Origin of the sequence: Methylocaldum sp., from assembly GCF_039794385.1 — a bacterium.
Lineage (GTDB): Bacteria > Pseudomonadota > Gammaproteobacteria > Methylococcales > Methylococcaceae > Methylocaldum.
Window position 1 is genome coordinate 1 of record NZ_JBDIVO010000016.1, and the last position, 16711, is coordinate 16711.

A 16711-nucleotide genomic window follows, 5' to 3' on the forward strand; every position below is an offset into this window, starting at 1 on the left:
GGTGGCGCTGGTGCGAAGTGGACGCCGAAAACCCGAATTTCGTGCGCCATCCGCTTTTTCGGGAGGCGCAGGTTCGAGAGTGCACCGTGGAACCGGGAGACATGCTTTACATGCCCCCGGGAATGCTGCACCACGTCCGCAGTCTCGACTGCGCCATCTCCTTCAACGTGGACTGGCATACCCGCGAAAGCTCCGTTCAGGGAATCTTGGCATTGGGACGAGGGATGCCGCTCAAGAACGTGTACTACAACGCGGTAATCGCCCTCGGGCTGTGCGCCGGCATTTCCGCCGAGCAGGTACTCCCCTGGTGCCGCTCATATCTGAATTACGTTTCATAAGGAGACTGCGGTGCGCAACTTCGAGAAATCCGGAGTGATGGGAAATGTTGGGACGACTTGCTCCAACCTGGTCGATCTGCTGGGTGCAAGAGCCAACGAAAATGCCGCAGGAAAAGGATACGTCTTTCTCGGCGACGGCGAAATCGAAAACGGCCGGCTGACCTACGCGGATCTGGACCGGCGCGCCCGCGCCATCGCGGCCCAGCTTCAGGCCATGGGCATGGTCGGAGAACGGGCGCTGTTGCTGTATCCGCCAGGGCTCTACTATATCGAGGCCTTTTTTGGCTGCCTGTATGCCGGGGCCATCGCGGTGCCGGCTTATCCTCCGACCCGTCAGCATCTGCCGCGTCTCCAGGCCGTGATACGCGACGCCGCACCCACGATCATCATGACCACGGCGGAACTCGCCGCCAAACTCCGCGATGAATTCGTAGAACACGCTGCGAGCACTAAATTTGCCGGCGGTACTCACGGCGCACCCCACCGTTGGCTTACTACTGATACCTTAACTTCCGACCAAGCCGATGGGTGGAGGAGACCCGCACTCGCACCGGCAAGCCTCGCCTTCCTGCAATACACCTCGGGTTCCACCGGCGACCCCAAGGGGGTGATGGTGAGCCACGGCAACCTGCTCGCCAATCAGAAAGCCATAAGGCAAGGCTTCGGACATACGGAACATTCCACCGTGGTCGGCTGGCTACCCCTGTATCACGACATGGGTCTCATTGGGAACATTCTCCAGCCGCTTTATGTCGGTTCCAGCGCGATCCTGATGCCCCCCATGGCCTTTCTGGAAAAGCCGGTGCGCTGGCTCAAGGCCATTTCCGAACATCGGGCCGCGACGTCCGGCGGGCCCAACTTCGCCTATGACCTGTGCGTCCGCAAGGTGACGGCGGACCAAAAACGCGAACTGGACCTAAGCTGCTGGACGCTCGCTTTCAACGGCTCCGAACCGGTGCGTGCCGCCACTCTGGAGCGATTCTCCAAAGCCTTTGCCGAATGCGGCTTTCGCCGCGAAAGTTTCTTTCCTTGTTACGGTCTGGCGGAGGCGACGCTGTTTGTAACAGGAGCGAGGCTTGAGGCTGGAGGCTCGAGGCTGAAGGAGAAGTTTGACAGGACCGATCTCGACGATTCCTCGAGTCTCGGATCTCCAGTCTCAAGCTTGGTTTCCTGCGGTTTCGCCGCTGATGGTCATACTGTCCGGATCGTCGACCCGGCCACGGGGTCACTGTGCCCGCGGGGCCAGGAAGGCGAAATCTGGGTGTCGGGACCGAGCGTGGCGCAAGGCTATTGGAACCGTCCGGAAGAATCCGAGAACACCTTCAGGGCGAGGCTAGAGGCTGTAGACCATAGCCCCCAGACTACCAGAATCCGGTCTCTGGCCTCTGGCTTAAAGCCTGAAGTCTCATTTCTCCGCACAGGCGACCTTGGAATGCTCGACAACGGCCGGCTATATGTCACTGGGCGTATCAAGGACCTGATCATCATTCGAGGCCGGAACGTTTACCCGCAAGACATCGAACATGTCCTGACCGATACCGAGGAAAACCTCCGTCCCGGTGGCTGTGTCGCATTCTCTGTTACCCACGAGGACGAGGAACATCTCGTCGTGGTCGCGGAACTGAGCCGCGAGGCTATACGCCAAGCCGATTACGAAGCGGTTTTCGCATCCATGCGGCGCACCCTCGCCGAGGCTTGTGAATTGACCGCGTCCGAACTGGTCCTGGTCCCACCCGGCGGAGTCCCCAAAACCTCCAGCGGAAAATTGCGCCGTCAGGCCTGTAAGGACGCCTACTTGGAAGGTCGCCTGCCGATCGTGGCGAAGTCTGGAGATGGTGCATGGGCGAATACGGATACGATTTCCTTTCCGAAAGAAGTGGACAGAGGAGAGGGTTTACCCAAGTCCAACGGCCACACGGAAGCGCCGCAGCAACTCCATCGATTCTTGCGCGAAGCCTTATTCGCGGTTCCTCAGCCGCAGCGCGCGCCACTGATCGCCGGCTTTCTCCGGGGCGAGATCTCCAGATTGCTGAAAATTACGGAGTCCGCCGTATCCATGGAATCACCCTTGCGGTCATGCGGACTCGATTCCCTTAAAGCCGTCGAACTGAAGCACACGGTGGACAATCTGTTGGGCATCGAAGCCCCGCTGACGCTATTTCTGTCCGACCGGTCGGTGACGGAGGTGGCCGAAGCTCTTGCCGGTCAGGCTGAAGGTTTGAGGCTGGAGGCTGTAGGAAATGAAAAGGAACAGGCAATAGTCTCCGTTTCCTCAAGTCTCGAGTCTCTAGCCTCGATCCTTTCTTCGACCCAGCTTGCCATGTGGGCGATGCAGCACATGGAGCCGGACAGCATCGTCTACAACCTGCATCTAGCCCTCCGCATCGAAAACGGTGCCGACGCGGAATCCTTGCGGCGATCCTTCGACCGCCTGGCGGAGCGGCACGAAATGCTGCGCACGGTCTATCGCATGGAAGGCGACGAGGTCGTTCAATGCGTACTGCCGCTGTCTGATCTGCCCGATTTCTTTACCGTTGTCGATGTCTCGTCCTGGTCGGAAGCCGAACTTCAGGACGACATGGCGCGGCGCATCCGCGAACCCTTCGACCTGGAACGAGGTCCGGTCTTCCGGGCGGTCCTCTATCGACATGGAACCAAGACTCCGGACTTCAGGCTCAAGACTTCGGATGTCCAAGAACCTATAGCCCATAGCCTAGGGACTCAAGCCTCTCCGCATACTCTCCTGCTTTGCGCCCATCACATCGCCCTGGATCTATGGTCAGTCCTCATCCTCGTCGACGAACTTAAACAAATCCACTCGGAACCGGTAGCCCGGACAGAGCACAGCGTAATCCGGGAAGGGCAGGGCTCCATATCCCTGGATTATGCGGGCGCTTCATCCAGGCTACGACAGGAGCGTCGTTCGTCGTCGCGCGTTTATACAGGCGGAGAACAGGACTTGAATCGGCCGCCGGCTTCCACTTACGCCGCTTTCGTTGCCTGGCAACGGAACTACCTGCAGAGCCCGGGTGCCGAGTCGGATTGGGATTACTGGCGGGGGCAGCTTGCTGGAGAACTCCCGATCCTCGCTCTGCCTACTGACCATCCGCGGCCGGTGGTTCCGGGCTACTGCGGCGCTTCGGTGGTAATTCGGCTAAGCCGAGATGAAACAAGTCGGCTAAAAGAGTTGGTCGGACGGAGCCGCGTGACGCTCTTTACCGTGTTGCTGGCTGCATACAAGGTCCTGCTCCATCGCTACACCCATCAAACTGACCTGATCGTGGGCGTTCCCATAGCTGGGCGGAACCAGGTCCGTTTTGCATCCGTCGTGGGCAACTTCGTCAATCCGGTCCCGCTGCGCAGCTACCCCGCTAAGGATAAGCCCTTTTCCAGCTATCTGGCGGAAGTGCACGACGCTTTGGTCGGCGCGCTGGAGCACCAGGACTATCCGTTCTCGCTCATGGTAGAACGTCTGAACGTCCCGCGTAACGCCGATCATTGGCCGGTTTATCAAACTCTATTCGTGTTGCAGCAGGCCCAGACTGGCGTCGGCAGCGAACTCGCACAGATCGCCCTCGGGGAGGATGGGGAGACTTTGATCGGGGGCTACTGGCCGGTGCACTCTCTGGCAATTCGGGAGCGGGTCGAGAATTTCGATCTAAAGCTCATGGCCGCAGAGTGTGATGAGGAGCTGCTGTTTTCCTTCCAGTACCGTAGCGATCTGTTCGAGCCGGCCACTATCGCCCGCTTGGCCCACCATTTCGAAAACCTGTTAAGGAGCATAGCCGCCGATCCGCTGACTTCTATTGGCGATCTTCCTCTGCTGTCGGAATCCGAACGTCAGCGGATGCTGGTCGAGTGGAACGCGACCGCGAACCCCAGTTTCCGGTCTCAAACGTCAACTCTTAGCCGACTGTTCGAAGTCCAGGCGGAAAAAACTCCCGAAGCGACCGCCGTTATTTTCGGGAACCGGCAGCTTACCTACCGCGAATTGAACGCTTGCAGCAATCGTCTGGCCCACGCTTTGATCGCAGCGGGAATTGCGCCCGACACTCCGGTCGGGATTTGTGCGCGCCGTTCTCCGGAAATGGTGATCGGGCTCTTAGGCATCCTGAAAGCGGGCGGCGCCTACCTTCCTCTCGATCCCGACTATCCCGGCGAACGTCTCTCAGGGATGCTGAGCGACGCCAAAGTTTCTCTGATACTGGTCCAACCCGAGTTCATGCGTGAGTTCAGGGCTTTTGCCGGGACGCTCGTGACTCTGGACGCCGAACTAGCTGGTTTTGCCGACGCCCCCCAGCACAACCCGGATTTGCCCGTCGATGAGGAAATGTTGGCTTATGTGCTGTTTACCTCCGGTTCCACCGGCCGTCCCAAAGGAGTGGGAATACCTCACAAGGCGGTGCGGAACCGTCTGCTGTGGATGCAGGATTATTTCGGGCTGGATGCGACTGACGCGGTGTTGCAGAAAACCCCGTTTACCTTCGACGTTTCGGTGTGGGAATTTTTCTGGCCCCTCATCGCAGGGTCCCGCCTGATTGTCGCTGCGCCGGGAGACCATCGAGAGCCGGAGCGGCTGGTTGATTTGATCGAGCGGCACTCGGTCACCACGCTGCATTTTGTGCCGTCCATGCTGGGCGCCTTCCTCGAATTGGCGGATTTCAATCGATGCGCCTCTCTGCGCCGGGTCATCTGTAGCGGCGAGGCTTTGACGGCGGATTTGCGAAAGCGCTTCATCGAAATCTCAGCCGCAGAGCTTCACAATCTTTACGGGCCCACGGAAGCGGCTATTGATGTAACCGCATGGGATTGCGGCCGGAACCGAGCCGACCCCACGGTTCTCATCGGCCGTCCCATAGCCAATACAGAAGTTTACCTGCTGGACGATCGCCTTAACCCGGTTCCAGTAGGGGTTGCTGGCGAACTTTACATCGGTGGCATTCAATTGGCCCGTGGCTATCTAAACCGTCCCGACCTGACCGCCGATCGCTTCGTACCCAATCCCTTTGTACGACGTGAGAACAGAGGCTTGAGACCGGAGGCATCGGGTTCCCGAGAATTCCCTTCGCGAGCCTTGAGGCTCACGCCTCAGGTTTCAGGCCGCCTCTACCGCACTGGTGACTTGGCCCGCTACCGGTCTGACGGAACGATCGAATACCTCGGCCGTATCGACCACCAGGTGAAAATCCGCGGATTTCGGATCGAATTGGGCGAGATCGAGGCGCGGCTGCGGCAGCACCCGGCCATAAATGACGCCGTAGTGGCGGTGCGGGGAGAAAACGCCGACGAAAGGCAAATCGTGGCCTATTGGACCAGTGCCCGGGAGCCGGCTCCCCCGGCCGAGGCGCTGCAAACCTTTCTCAAGGAAGTCCTGCCCGCGTACATGATCCCGGCAGCGTTCATGCGATTGGACCGCTTCCCGGTGACGGCCAACGGCAAGCTGGACCGCAGGGCTCTGCCGGTCCCGGACCTCGGTCAACAACTCGCCGATCAATACGTGGCGCCGCGCAATCCCGCCGAGGAATGCCTGGCGAACATCTGGGCGAATTTGCTGGGAGTCGAGCGGGTCGGCATCCACGACAACTTTTTCGCGCTGGGCGGGGATTCCATCCGGGCGATCCAGGTGGCGAGCCGCGCTCATCGGGCAGGATGGCCGATCACGCCGCGCATGGTATTTCAATATCAAACCGTGGCCGAGCTGGCGGAAGCCGCGAAGCGCGCCGATAGCGAGGAAGAAGACGGTGAAGAACGGCCGAGCGAAGACCGGACCAACGCGGGGCTGCATTCCGAGTTCCCGTTAGCCGAACTGGACCCGGCCGAACTCGATGCTTTGCTGTCCCGTTATCCGGATATCGAAGACATCTACCCGCTGACGCCGATGCAGGAGGGACTGCTGTTCCACAGCCTGCTCAATCCCAATTCCGGCATCTATCTGATGCAGGATCGCTATCAAATCGAGAGCCCGGTGGACGCCGAAGCGTTCCGGCAAGCATGGCAGGGCGTGGTGGATCATCATCCTATCCTGCGTACCTCGTTTTTTTGGGAAAGCCGGCAACGGGCTCATCAAATCGTTCACCGCCAGGTCCGGGTTCCCTTCGAATATTTCGACTGGCGCGACCTTTCCGACGAGGAGCGCAGAGAGCGGATGGATCGGCTGCTCGCGGAGGAACTGCGTGAAGGATTCGATTTCGATCGGGCGCCCCTGTTCCGAATACGCCTGTTCCGCTTAGAGGAGGCTCGCTACCGGTTTGTCCGCAGCTACCACCACATTCTGCTGGACGAGTGGTGCACCTCGGAGATTCTGAGCCATTTCTTGGCCAATTACGAAGCCCTGATCGGGGGGCAGGACTTGCCGGTTCGACGGACGCCGCCTTTCAGGGACTATATCGCCTGGCTCGGGCGGCAGAACGGCCGGAGCGCCGAGGCGTTCTGGCGCCGGGATTTGGATGGCTTTACCGAACCCACTCCACTCTCGGTGGACCGTCCGGTCGCGGAAAACGCGCGCGTCGCGGGCGAAATGGACGAGGCGATCGACTTCCTCACCGAGGCCGATACCTGTGCCCTCGCAGCGCTGGCGCAGCGCCGCCGGGTTACCGCCAACACATTTCTCCAGGCGGCCTGGGCTCTGGTGCTGAGTCACTACAGCGGTCGCGACGACGTGGTTTACGGCGTCACCGTGGCCGGGCGTCCGGCGGAACTCCCGGGCGCGGAAAAAATTCTCGGACTGTTCATCAACAGCCTGCCGCTGCGGGTGCGAGTGGCGCCGGATTTGCCGGTAGCGGATTTCCTTGAGCAGCTGCTCCAGCACAATCTGGATATCCGACGCTATGAATACACCTCGCTGGTGACGATTCAGTCCTGGATCGGCCTGTCCCACGACCGGCCGCTGTTCGATAGTCTGCTGGTGTTCGAAAACGCCCCGATTGATCAGGCGCTTTTGGAGAAAAAGCACGCGCTGAAAATCGCTTACGAGAAGAACCGTACCCATACGAATTATCCGATTACCGTCGTCGTCATACCGGGGCCGAAGCTTCACCTGCAAATCACCTATCAGCGCGAGCGCTTCGACAGGGCTGTCGTCGAACGGATGCTGGGGCATTTCAAGCGCGTGCTGGAGGGAATGATCCGCAATCCCGGCGCCAGGCTGATCGACCTGCCGGTTCTGACCGAAGCGGAGCGGCACTGGATCGATGAGGTTCATCGGACAGTCTCGGCTCCGCCCGCCTGTTCCGATTTCTCTCTGGGATTCGCGGCTCAAGCGCGCCGTACCCCGGACGCCATAGCGGTCGCCTGCGCCGGCCAGCGGGCGACCTATGCTGAACTGGATGCCCGCACTGACCGACTGGCGCAGGCGCTGGCGGTACGAGGCGTCGGGCCCGACGTGCCGGTCGCCCTGCTGGACCATCGCGGCATCGATCTTATTGCGATGATTGTAGCCGTGTTCAAGGCGGGCGGGGCCTATCTCCCGCTCGACCCCGCCCATCCCGATGTTCGGCTGGCGCAGATCCTGAGAGAGAGCCGCGTCGGCCTGCTGCTGGCCGGTAACGCGCACTCGGAGCGCGCGTGGTTTTTGGCAGAGCGGGCTTCGCCCGCCGAGATACCCGCCGGGACGGACGACTCCGGCTCCGCGATCCAGGCCGAAACGGCTTTTCTGTGTCTCGCGGATCTGGAATCGGCCCCATTCCCGGCCGCCGGGCAACCATCGTTTCCTCCGCCGCACCCGGCGCGGCTCGCCTACGTCATCTATACCTCCGGCTCCACCGGCATGCCCAAGGGCGCTATGGTGGAGCACCGCGGCATGCTGAACAACCTGCTCAGCAAGATACCGGCCATGGATCTCAACGCGGCCGATGTGATCGCTCAGACCGCGTCCCAGTGCTTCGACATTTCCGTCTGGCAGTTCCTCACCGGATTGTTGTGCGGCGCTCGGGTGGAAATCCTGCCGGACCCGGTCGTCCACGATCCGGGATCTTTGCTCGAGGAAATCGCGGCGCGCGGCGTGACCGTCCTGGAAGCCGTCCCGTCCCTGATCCGTGCACTGCTCGACGTACCCGAATCGGCGTCACGACTGAAACGGCTTCGCTGGCTTCTCCCCACCGGCGAGGCTTTCCCTCCGGAACTTTGCCGGCACTGGATGGAACGCCATCCCCATGTGCGTTTGCTGAACGCCTACGGTCCGGCGGAGTGCTCGGACGACGTCGCCTATCACTTCATCGCCGACAAGCCCGAGGAGACCGAAACCGTCATGGCGATCGGCCGGCCGCTTCCCAACGTGCGGCTCCATATCGTGGACCCTTGGCTGCGGCCCGTTCCCGCGGGCGTTCCCGGGGAACTGTGCGTATCGGGCGTAGGCGTGGGGCGCGGTTATCTCAACCGGCCCGACCTGACCGCCGAGCGTTTCGTTCCGAACCCGTTCGCCGTCGAGCCCGGCGAGCGGCTTTACCGGACCGGGGATCAAGCCCGCTATCGCGCCGACGGCGTGATCGAGTTCCTGGGGCGGATCGACCACCAAGTCAAAATCCGCGGTTACCGGGTCGAGCCGGGCGAGATTGAGGCGCAGCTCCTCAAGCACCCGCTGGTGAAACAGACCGTGGTCGTGGCGAGGGAGGATCGCAGCGGAGCGCAGCGTCTGGTGGCCTATGTCGTACCCGAGCCCGGCACGAAAGCGGATGTCGGGCCGGCCGCCTCTGCCTTGCACGGCGAAATGCTCCGCGAGTTTCTGGAGCGAGCCTTACCCGGCTACATGATTCCGTCGCAGTTCCTGACTTTGGAGCGCATGCCGCTGACGCCGAACGGCAAGATCGACCGCAAGGCCCTCCCGGAGCCGGAGGCTTGCAGCCAGGGAGAGCACCATTACGTTCCGCCGCGCAATCCCGCCGAAGAAAGGCTTGCGGATATCTGGAAAGAGGTGCTCGGCATCGAGCGGGTCGGCATTACGGACAACTTTTTCGACCTGGGCGGACACTCGCTGTTGGCCGTCCAGGTGCTGTCGCGGGTGCGGGCTCTGTTCGGGATCGATTTGGCCCTGCGCAGCCTGTTCGAGGCGCCCACCGTGGCACGGTTGGCGCTGCTGGTCGAGGAAGCGCTGATCGAAAAGCTCGACGCGCTGTCCGACGACGAGGCCGAGTCCCTGCTGCAATGTGTTGAAATCGAGGAAGTACTCTAATCATGGCGGCCGAGTTCAAAACAGCCACCCCGCGCCGGCACTTGCGCAAGCTCTGGCTCGATGTCCATCTGTACCTGGCCCTGACGGTCGGTTTCCTGTTCGTGGTGCTGGGCGTGACCGGCAGTCTCAACGTGTTTTACCTCGAGCTGGACGGCCTGCTGAATCCCGAGCTGCGGATCGAGCAGACTCAGGGGCCGTACCGTCCGCTGGACGACATCATGGCGTCGGTGCGCGCGGCCCATCCGGGCCGCACCGGGTCTTGGCTGGTGTTCATGCCGCGCCCCGGACAACCGATCCTGCGGGCGGTTTATCCGAAACCGGACGAATCGGCCGATAAGTTGTATGCGCCGCTCATGGTGGACGTCGATCCTTACACCGCCGAAGTCTTGAGCAGCCGGTTCTGGGGCGACACGCTGACGACCCTAGTCTACGAGCTGCACGCGAGCTTGCTGCTGGGCAAATTCGGTTCGGCGGAAGCCGGCAGAATCGGTTTCAAGATCGTCGGTTTTCTCGGCGTTTTCCTCTTCGTCTCCATAGCGACGGGGCTCTATCTGTGGTGGCCTCGCGGCGGCAAGTGGCGGCAAGCCCTCACCTTCAAGCGCGGCGCAAGCGCCGTGCGGCTGAACTACGACCTGCACAAGACCTTCGGCGTTTACGCCGCCGTCGTGCTGTTGGTTCTGGCCTTCACCGGCTTCTCGTTTGCCTACCGGGATTGGATCAGACCGGTCGTGGCCTGGTTGTCGCCGGTGAGCGCCGAACCGTTCAAGAATCCGCCGGAATTGAAATCGACCCCCTCACCCGGTGCCGAGCCCATTTCCATCGATCAGGCGGTGGCGGTCGCCGACCAGGTATTCCCCGGTGCCGAACTGCGCTGGATCGCCACCCCGGATGGGCCCGAGGGTTACTACGCCGTCGAAAAGCGCCAGGACGGCGAGGCGAATATCCGCCGCCCCCGCAGCAAGGTCTGGATTGACCAGTACAGCGGGAAGGTTCTGAAGATCGAAGACCCGAACGCCTTCACCGCCGGCGAAACCTTCCTCAACCTCATGTGGCCCTTGCACAACGGCGAAGCCCTAGGGCTGCCGGGGCGCATTCTGGTCTGCGCCACCGGACTCGTCCCCTCGGTGCTCTACGTCACAGGTCTGATCCACTGGCTGAGAAAGCGGCAGGCCCGCCGGGTCACGCGAGCCGCAGATCGAGAGCATGAAACGAAGGTCCGGCCGATTTCCGTTTTGACATCCGAGGAGGTTCGCGATGAATGCCGATAATCCGCTCGCCGCGCGTGCCCGGCTTTCCCCGGCCAAGCGGGCGCTGTTGGAAAGACAGCTGCGCGGTGTTTCGTCTACCGCAAAACAGGCGTGCGCCATACCGCGGCTTTCCGCGACAGATGCCCCTCTGTCCGATAGCCAAAGCCGGCTCTGGGTTTTGTGGACTCTGGAGCCCGACAGCGCGCTGTACAACCTGGGTTTTCTGCTGCGCATTCGTGGCGGCTTGGATATGGCGGCGGTGCAGGACAGTCTGGAACGGATCGTGGGCCGCCACGAAGTTCTGCGTACCCGGTTCGTGGCGGAAGGAGGCGAGCCGCGCCAAGTAATCGGGACAGCGGGCAGGCTGGATATATCCCGCGTCGATCTGACCGATTCGCCGGAAGTACGGCGCGCAGCCGGTCTGCATGAATTGGCTCGGGAATTGGCGCAACGGCCGTTCGACTTGTCGGCCGGGCCGCTGCTGCGGGTGCACCTGGTCCGGCTGGAACCGACGGACCACGCCTTGGTGCTGGTCCTGCACCACAGCATTGCGGATGCCTGGTCATTGGGCATATTGGTGCGGGAATTCGCCGCCCTGTATCCGGCTCTGCGGGACGGCTATGCCGTCAGCCTGCCGGAACTGCCCGTGCAATATGCCGATTACGCCGTCTGGCAAAGAAACCGGCTTCAAGGGGACCGGCTGGAAACACACCTGGCGTACTGGCGGGAACGGCTGGCCGGCGCTCCGCCGACGCTGGAGCTGCCGACCGACCGGCCGCGGCCGGCGATACCTACCGGCAAGGGCGCAACGTATTGCCTGGATCTGCCTCAATCCCTAAGCGAAGCCTTGCAGCGCCTTGGCCGCGGTAACGACAGCACCCTGTTCATGATCCTGGCTGCCTCTTTTGGCGTTTTCCTGAACCGGCACACCGGGCAAACCGACCTGTGTATCGGCTACCCGGTCGCCAACCGCCCGCTGGCCGAACTGGAAGACGTAATCGGATTTTTCGTCAATACCCTGGTGCTGCGCACCGACCTTTCCGGCAATCCGCGCTTCAGCGAACTGCTGGGACGGGTGCGGGAAACGGTACTGGGTGCCCAAGCGCACCAGGAACTGCCGTTCGAAAAACTGGTGGAAGCACTGCAACCGGTGCGGCAAGCGGGGCGCAACCCGCTATTCCAAGTCATGCTGGTGTTACAGAACGCGTTCAGCGGCAGCCTCCAACTGCCGGACCTGGATGTGGAAGCTCAGGAGCTGGACCTGTCGGTAGCCAAATTCGATTTGACCCTGAGCATATCGGAGCGGGAAAGACGCCTGCACTGCGTATTCGAATACAGCACCGAACTGTTCCGGGAAGACACCGTCGCCCGCTGGGCCGAACAGTGGCAAATCCTGCTGGAAGGCATCGTCGCCGACCCGCAGGCGCGCCTGAGCGAACTGCCGCTGCTGACGAAAGCCGAGCAGCGGCAACTGGCCGCGTGGAACGCCACGGACACGGTCCCGGTGGCGGACAGTCGGCTGCACGGCCGGTTCGAAACCCAGGCCGCCGAGACCCCGGAGGCCGTGGCGATAGTCCACGGCGAACAAACCCTCAGCTACGGCGCGCTAAACCAATGCGTCAACCGACTGGCCCATGCCTTGCGACAGCGCGGCGCCGCTCCTGAAGTCCGGGTCGGCGTTTGTCTGGAACCGGGGTTGGATCTGGTGACGACCCTCCTGGCTATTCTCAAGGCCGGCGCCGCCTACGTGCCGATCGATCCGGCCTATCCCGCGGAGCGCCGGCTCGACATTCTCGCCGACAGCGGCGCATCCCTGGTAGTGACCCGGGCGGGCCACGCCGATGCTTTGTCTTCGAGCAGTGCAGAACTGTTCTGCCTGGATCGGCAGACTTTCGGCGATCAGCCGGATCATGCTCCCGAGGCGGACTGCCATCCCGACCACCCGGCCTACCTGATCTACACCTCCGGTTCCACCGGCCGGCCCAAGGGCGTCGTGGTCAGCCACCGCAATGCCGTTCATTCCACTGCGGCCCGGTTCGCGTACTACGAAGAATCCGTGCACAGTTTCCTCTTGCTCTCCTCCTACGCCTTCGACAGCTCGGTGGCGGGGATTTTCTGGACCCTGGGGCAGGGCGGGCGGCTGTGCCTTCCGTCCGAGGCGGACCGGCGCGACCCGTCGGCCCTGGCGCGGCTGATCGTCCGGGAACGGGTCAGTCATCTGCTGTGCCTGCCTTCGCTGTATGGCCTGCTGCTGGAGCAGTCCGAAACCGGACAACTGGCCAGTCTCACTACTGTTATCGTGGCCGGCGAGGCTTGTCCTGCCCAAATCGCCGCCGACCATTACCGGCGATTGCCATCGGTTCGTCTCTACAACGAATACGGTCCCACCGAAGCCAGCGTGTGGAGCAGCGTTCACGCCGTCCAGCCCGCCGACGCCGAAGCGGGAAAGCCGGTACCCATCGGCCGGCCCATCGACAACACCCGAATCCACCTGCTGGATGTCCATTTCAACCCGGTTCCGGTCGGCGTGCCGGGCGAACTGTACATCGGCGGGCCGGGGATCGCGCGCGGTTATCACGGGCGGCCGCAACTCACCGCCGAGCGCTTCCTCCCCGATCCCTTTTCACCTATCGCGGGCACCCGCTTGTACCGGACCGGCGACCGGGCCCGCTACCGGGCTGACGGCGCGCTCGAATTTCTGGGGCGGATCGACCATCAGGTCAAGATCCGCGGCTACCGGATCGAGCTCGGGGAAATCGAGGCGCGATTGCTCGCGCATTCTAAGGTGAGGGAGGCGGTAGTACTGGTGCGGGAAGACCGCCCCGCCGATAAGCGGTTGGTGGCTTATCTGGTGCTTCGCGACGGTACGGATGCAACCGGGGAGGCCGATCTCGTCATTGAATCCGTGCGCGCGTCGCTCAAGGCCGGGTTGCCCGAGTACATGGTGCCGGCGGCGTATGTGGTATTGAAAATACTGCCGCAGACCCCGAACGGCAAAGTGGACCGTGAGGCGCTGCCGGCGCCGGAGTTCGGACACGCTTTCACCGCACGGTATGTGCCGCCGCGCACAGCGGACGAAGAACTGCTGGCCCGCATCTGGGCCGAGGTGTTGCGGATGGAACGGGTGGGCATCCATGACAATTTCTTTGAACTGGGCGGCGATTCTATCCGGGCGATTCAGGTGGTCGGCCGCATCCGCGAAGCCGGTTCGAACCTCAATCCGCGCCTTCTGTTTCAGTGCCAGACCATCGCCGAATTGGCTCCGGAGCTGGGCCGTACGGCTGAGATTAAGGTCGAGCAGGGGGCGATAGCCGGCGAGATGCCGCTGACGCCGATCCAGCATTGGTTCTTCGAACAGCATTTGGTCAATCATAACCATTGGAACCAGTCGGTTCTCCTGGAGATGCGAGCGCCGCTATCTCCCGTGGCGGTGGACAAAGCCGCCAAGCACCTGCTCGCCCATCATGACGCACTCAGGCTTCGATTCCGGCGGGAAAACGATGTCTGGCACCAGACCGGTCTTCCGCAAGAGGATCACGCGGTGTTCGAACGGGTGGATCTGAGCGGCGTGCCGGCGGCTGATCGGAAGGCCCGGATGGAAGATGAAAGCAACTGCCGGCAGGGCAGCTTGAATTTGGAGGAAGGCCCCTTGATACGGGTGGTCTGGTTCGATCTGGGGGAGGGGCAGAATCCGCGCCTCTTATTGACGATTCATCACCTGGTGGTGGACGGCGTGTCCTGGCGCATCCTGATCGAGGATTTGTACATTGCCTGCCGGCAGCTCATGGAGGGGCGAACCGTCGCCTTGCCGGCTAAAACCACCTCTTTCAAGGAATGGGCCGAGCGTCTGCGCGATCACGCCCGATCCGAGGCTTTGGCGCGGGAACTGGATTACTGGCTGCACGCGCCCCGCGAATACGTCGATCCCGCGCCGCCGGACATGCCCACGGGGGACAATTCCGAAGAGGCCACCGAAATCTTGGCCTTTTCCCTGGACGAGGAAAACACCCGTTTATTGTTGCGAGGGATCCCTTCGGCCGAACGAATCGACATCGGCGACATTTTGCTCGGAGCCCTGGCGTACGCTCTGACCTCCGGGAGCGAAACCCGCCAGGTCCTCATCAACCTGGAAGGCCACGGCCGCGAAGATCGGTTCGAAGGCGTGGACCTATCCCGCACGGTGGGCTGGTTTACCAGCCTTTTCCCCGTGCTGCTGAGCCTGCCGGCCGGAACATCGCTCGCCGAATGCCTGGATTCGGTGAAACGGCAGTTGCGCCGCATCCCGCACAAGGGGCTCCCCTACGGCATAGGACGTTACCTCGGCAGCGGGGAGATTTCCCGACGGCTGGCGGCTTATCCCGAACCCCGGGTCACTTTTAATTATTTCGGCCAGCTCGACGCGACCTTGCGAGAGGAGGCCGCGTTCGTCCTAGCCCCGGAATCCGGCGGAAGAGATTTCGACCCACGGGGAAAACGCCCCGGCGAACTGAGCATCAATGCCCGCATCCTGGATCAACGCCTGCACGTCGAGTGGAGTTACAGCCGACACCGCTATTACCGATCCACAATCGCAAACCTGGCACAGCAATACCTGGACTGTTTGAGAGAAGCGACCCGATGGTGCGCGGCGAAACCCGTTCTCGCCGAAAACGCGATGGCGCCGGGAATCCCGGAGAGCGGACTGTCGGATTTGCGCGCCGAAGCCGTTCTGGATGAAACCATTTGTCCGCGCTTCGCCCGGCAGGCCGAAGCGGACTGCAACGCGGTACTGTTGACCGGAGTTACCGGATTCGTCGGGGCGTTCCTGCTGGAAGAAATCCAGAAGCAAACTCCGGCGGCGGTTTACTGCCTGGTACGAGCCTCGAACACGGACGAGGCCGGAAAAAAACTGTTCAGCCATCTGGACCGGTATGGTCTGGCCGATTCGATCGACCGGGCACGGGTTGTGCCGATCTGCGGCGACCTGGCGGAGCCGCGTTTCGGCCTTTCGGAACGGGATTTCGCTGATCTGGCCGGGCGAATCGATGCCATTTACCACAACGGCGCCCTGACCAACCTGATCCAGCCCTATTTTGCACTGAAACAAGCCAACGTATCGGGCACCCGGGAGATCTTGAGACTCGCCTGTTCGGTCAGACAGAAACCGGTTTACTACACCTCAACCCTGTCAGTTTTCGGAGAGGCTGAAAGCCCTCCCGGAAGAGGATTCGACGAAGACGATGTTCCCGAGCCGGGCTCGGCTTTGACCATGGGCTACGCCCAAAGCAAATGGGTGGCTGAACAACTGATCAGAACTGCCGGGGCGCGCGGCTGCCCAGTGATGATCTTCCGGTTGGGTGCCGTGACCGGGCATAGCCGCACGGGAGCGTGGAGCACCGACGATTTTCATTGCCGCTTGCTCAAAACCTGCATCGAACTGGGCAAACTGCCCCGCATGATTGAGAGGATCGACATGACGCCGGTCGATTATGCCGCCCGCTCCATCGTGTATCTCTCGCGTCGGGCCGAATCCCTGGGCAAAACCTTTCACCTGGTTAACCCAAATCCCTTGCCGGTAACCGATTTTGTGCGATTGGTCGATCGCCTCGGATACCCAATGAAATTACTCGATTACGGTGAATGGAAAAGGGAGATGTTCAAGGTGGTCTTAGGCTCGCCAGCGCATGTTCTATACCCGTTTTTACCTTATTTCGAGAATGGTAAGCCGGAGGAGGATGTTAAGTTCAAACATATCGAACAGCGATTCGATTGCGAAAAGACCCTGAGCTGTTTGTCCGGCAGCGGAATTTCGTGTTGCCGAATAGATGCCGATCTCTTGAGTACCTATTTTTCATATCTTTTGAGTACTCAATTTTTAAGCGCCGAGTAAAACGAATAAGCGATTTGCAGAAATTCGAGGTCGTGGCTGGCTGCATATCCTTTGGAAAATCAAGCTATGGCATCGTTGGAAAAAACTATTT

4 protein-coding genes are annotated in these 16711 nt (G+C 61.5%); all 4 read left to right on the forward strand.

The window, feature by feature from the left end; all coding sequences use genetic code 11:
• Positions 1-338 (forward strand): cupin-like domain-containing protein (locus ABJK70_RS02805; protein ID WP_347257367.1); only part of this gene is annotated, 338 nt, incomplete at its 5' end.
• 10 nt (positions 339-348) lie between these two features.
• Positions 349-9504, forward strand: a complete 9156-nt coding sequence (locus tag ABJK70_RS02810; protein WP_347257368.1) for an amino acid adenylation domain-containing protein — start codon at positions 349-351, stop codon at positions 9502-9504.
• Positions 9505-9506: 2 nt separating this feature from the next.
• Positions 9507-10772 (forward strand): PepSY-associated TM helix domain-containing protein, encoded by a 1266-nt coding sequence (locus ABJK70_RS02815; RefSeq protein ID WP_347257369.1) that lies wholly within the window; start codon positions 9507-9509, stop codon positions 10770-10772.
• Positions 10759-16620, forward strand: coding sequence for an amino acid adenylation domain-containing protein (locus ABJK70_RS02820; RefSeq protein WP_347257370.1), 5862 nt, complete (start codon positions 10759-10761; stop codon positions 16618-16620). Before ABJK70_RS02815 ends, ABJK70_RS02820 begins: the two co-directional genes overlap by 14 nt.
• Positions 16621-16711: the final 91 nt, after the last annotated feature.

Coding starts and splice junctions, on each gene's coding strand:
- ABJK70_RS02815 (WP_347257369.1), top strand. CDS start 9,507: ATGGCGGCCGAGTTCAAAACAGCCACCCCGCGCCGGCACTTGCGCAAG.
- ABJK70_RS02820 (WP_347257370.1), top strand. CDS start 10,759: ATGAATGCCGATAATCCGCTCGCCGCGCGTGCCCGGCTTTCCCCGGCC.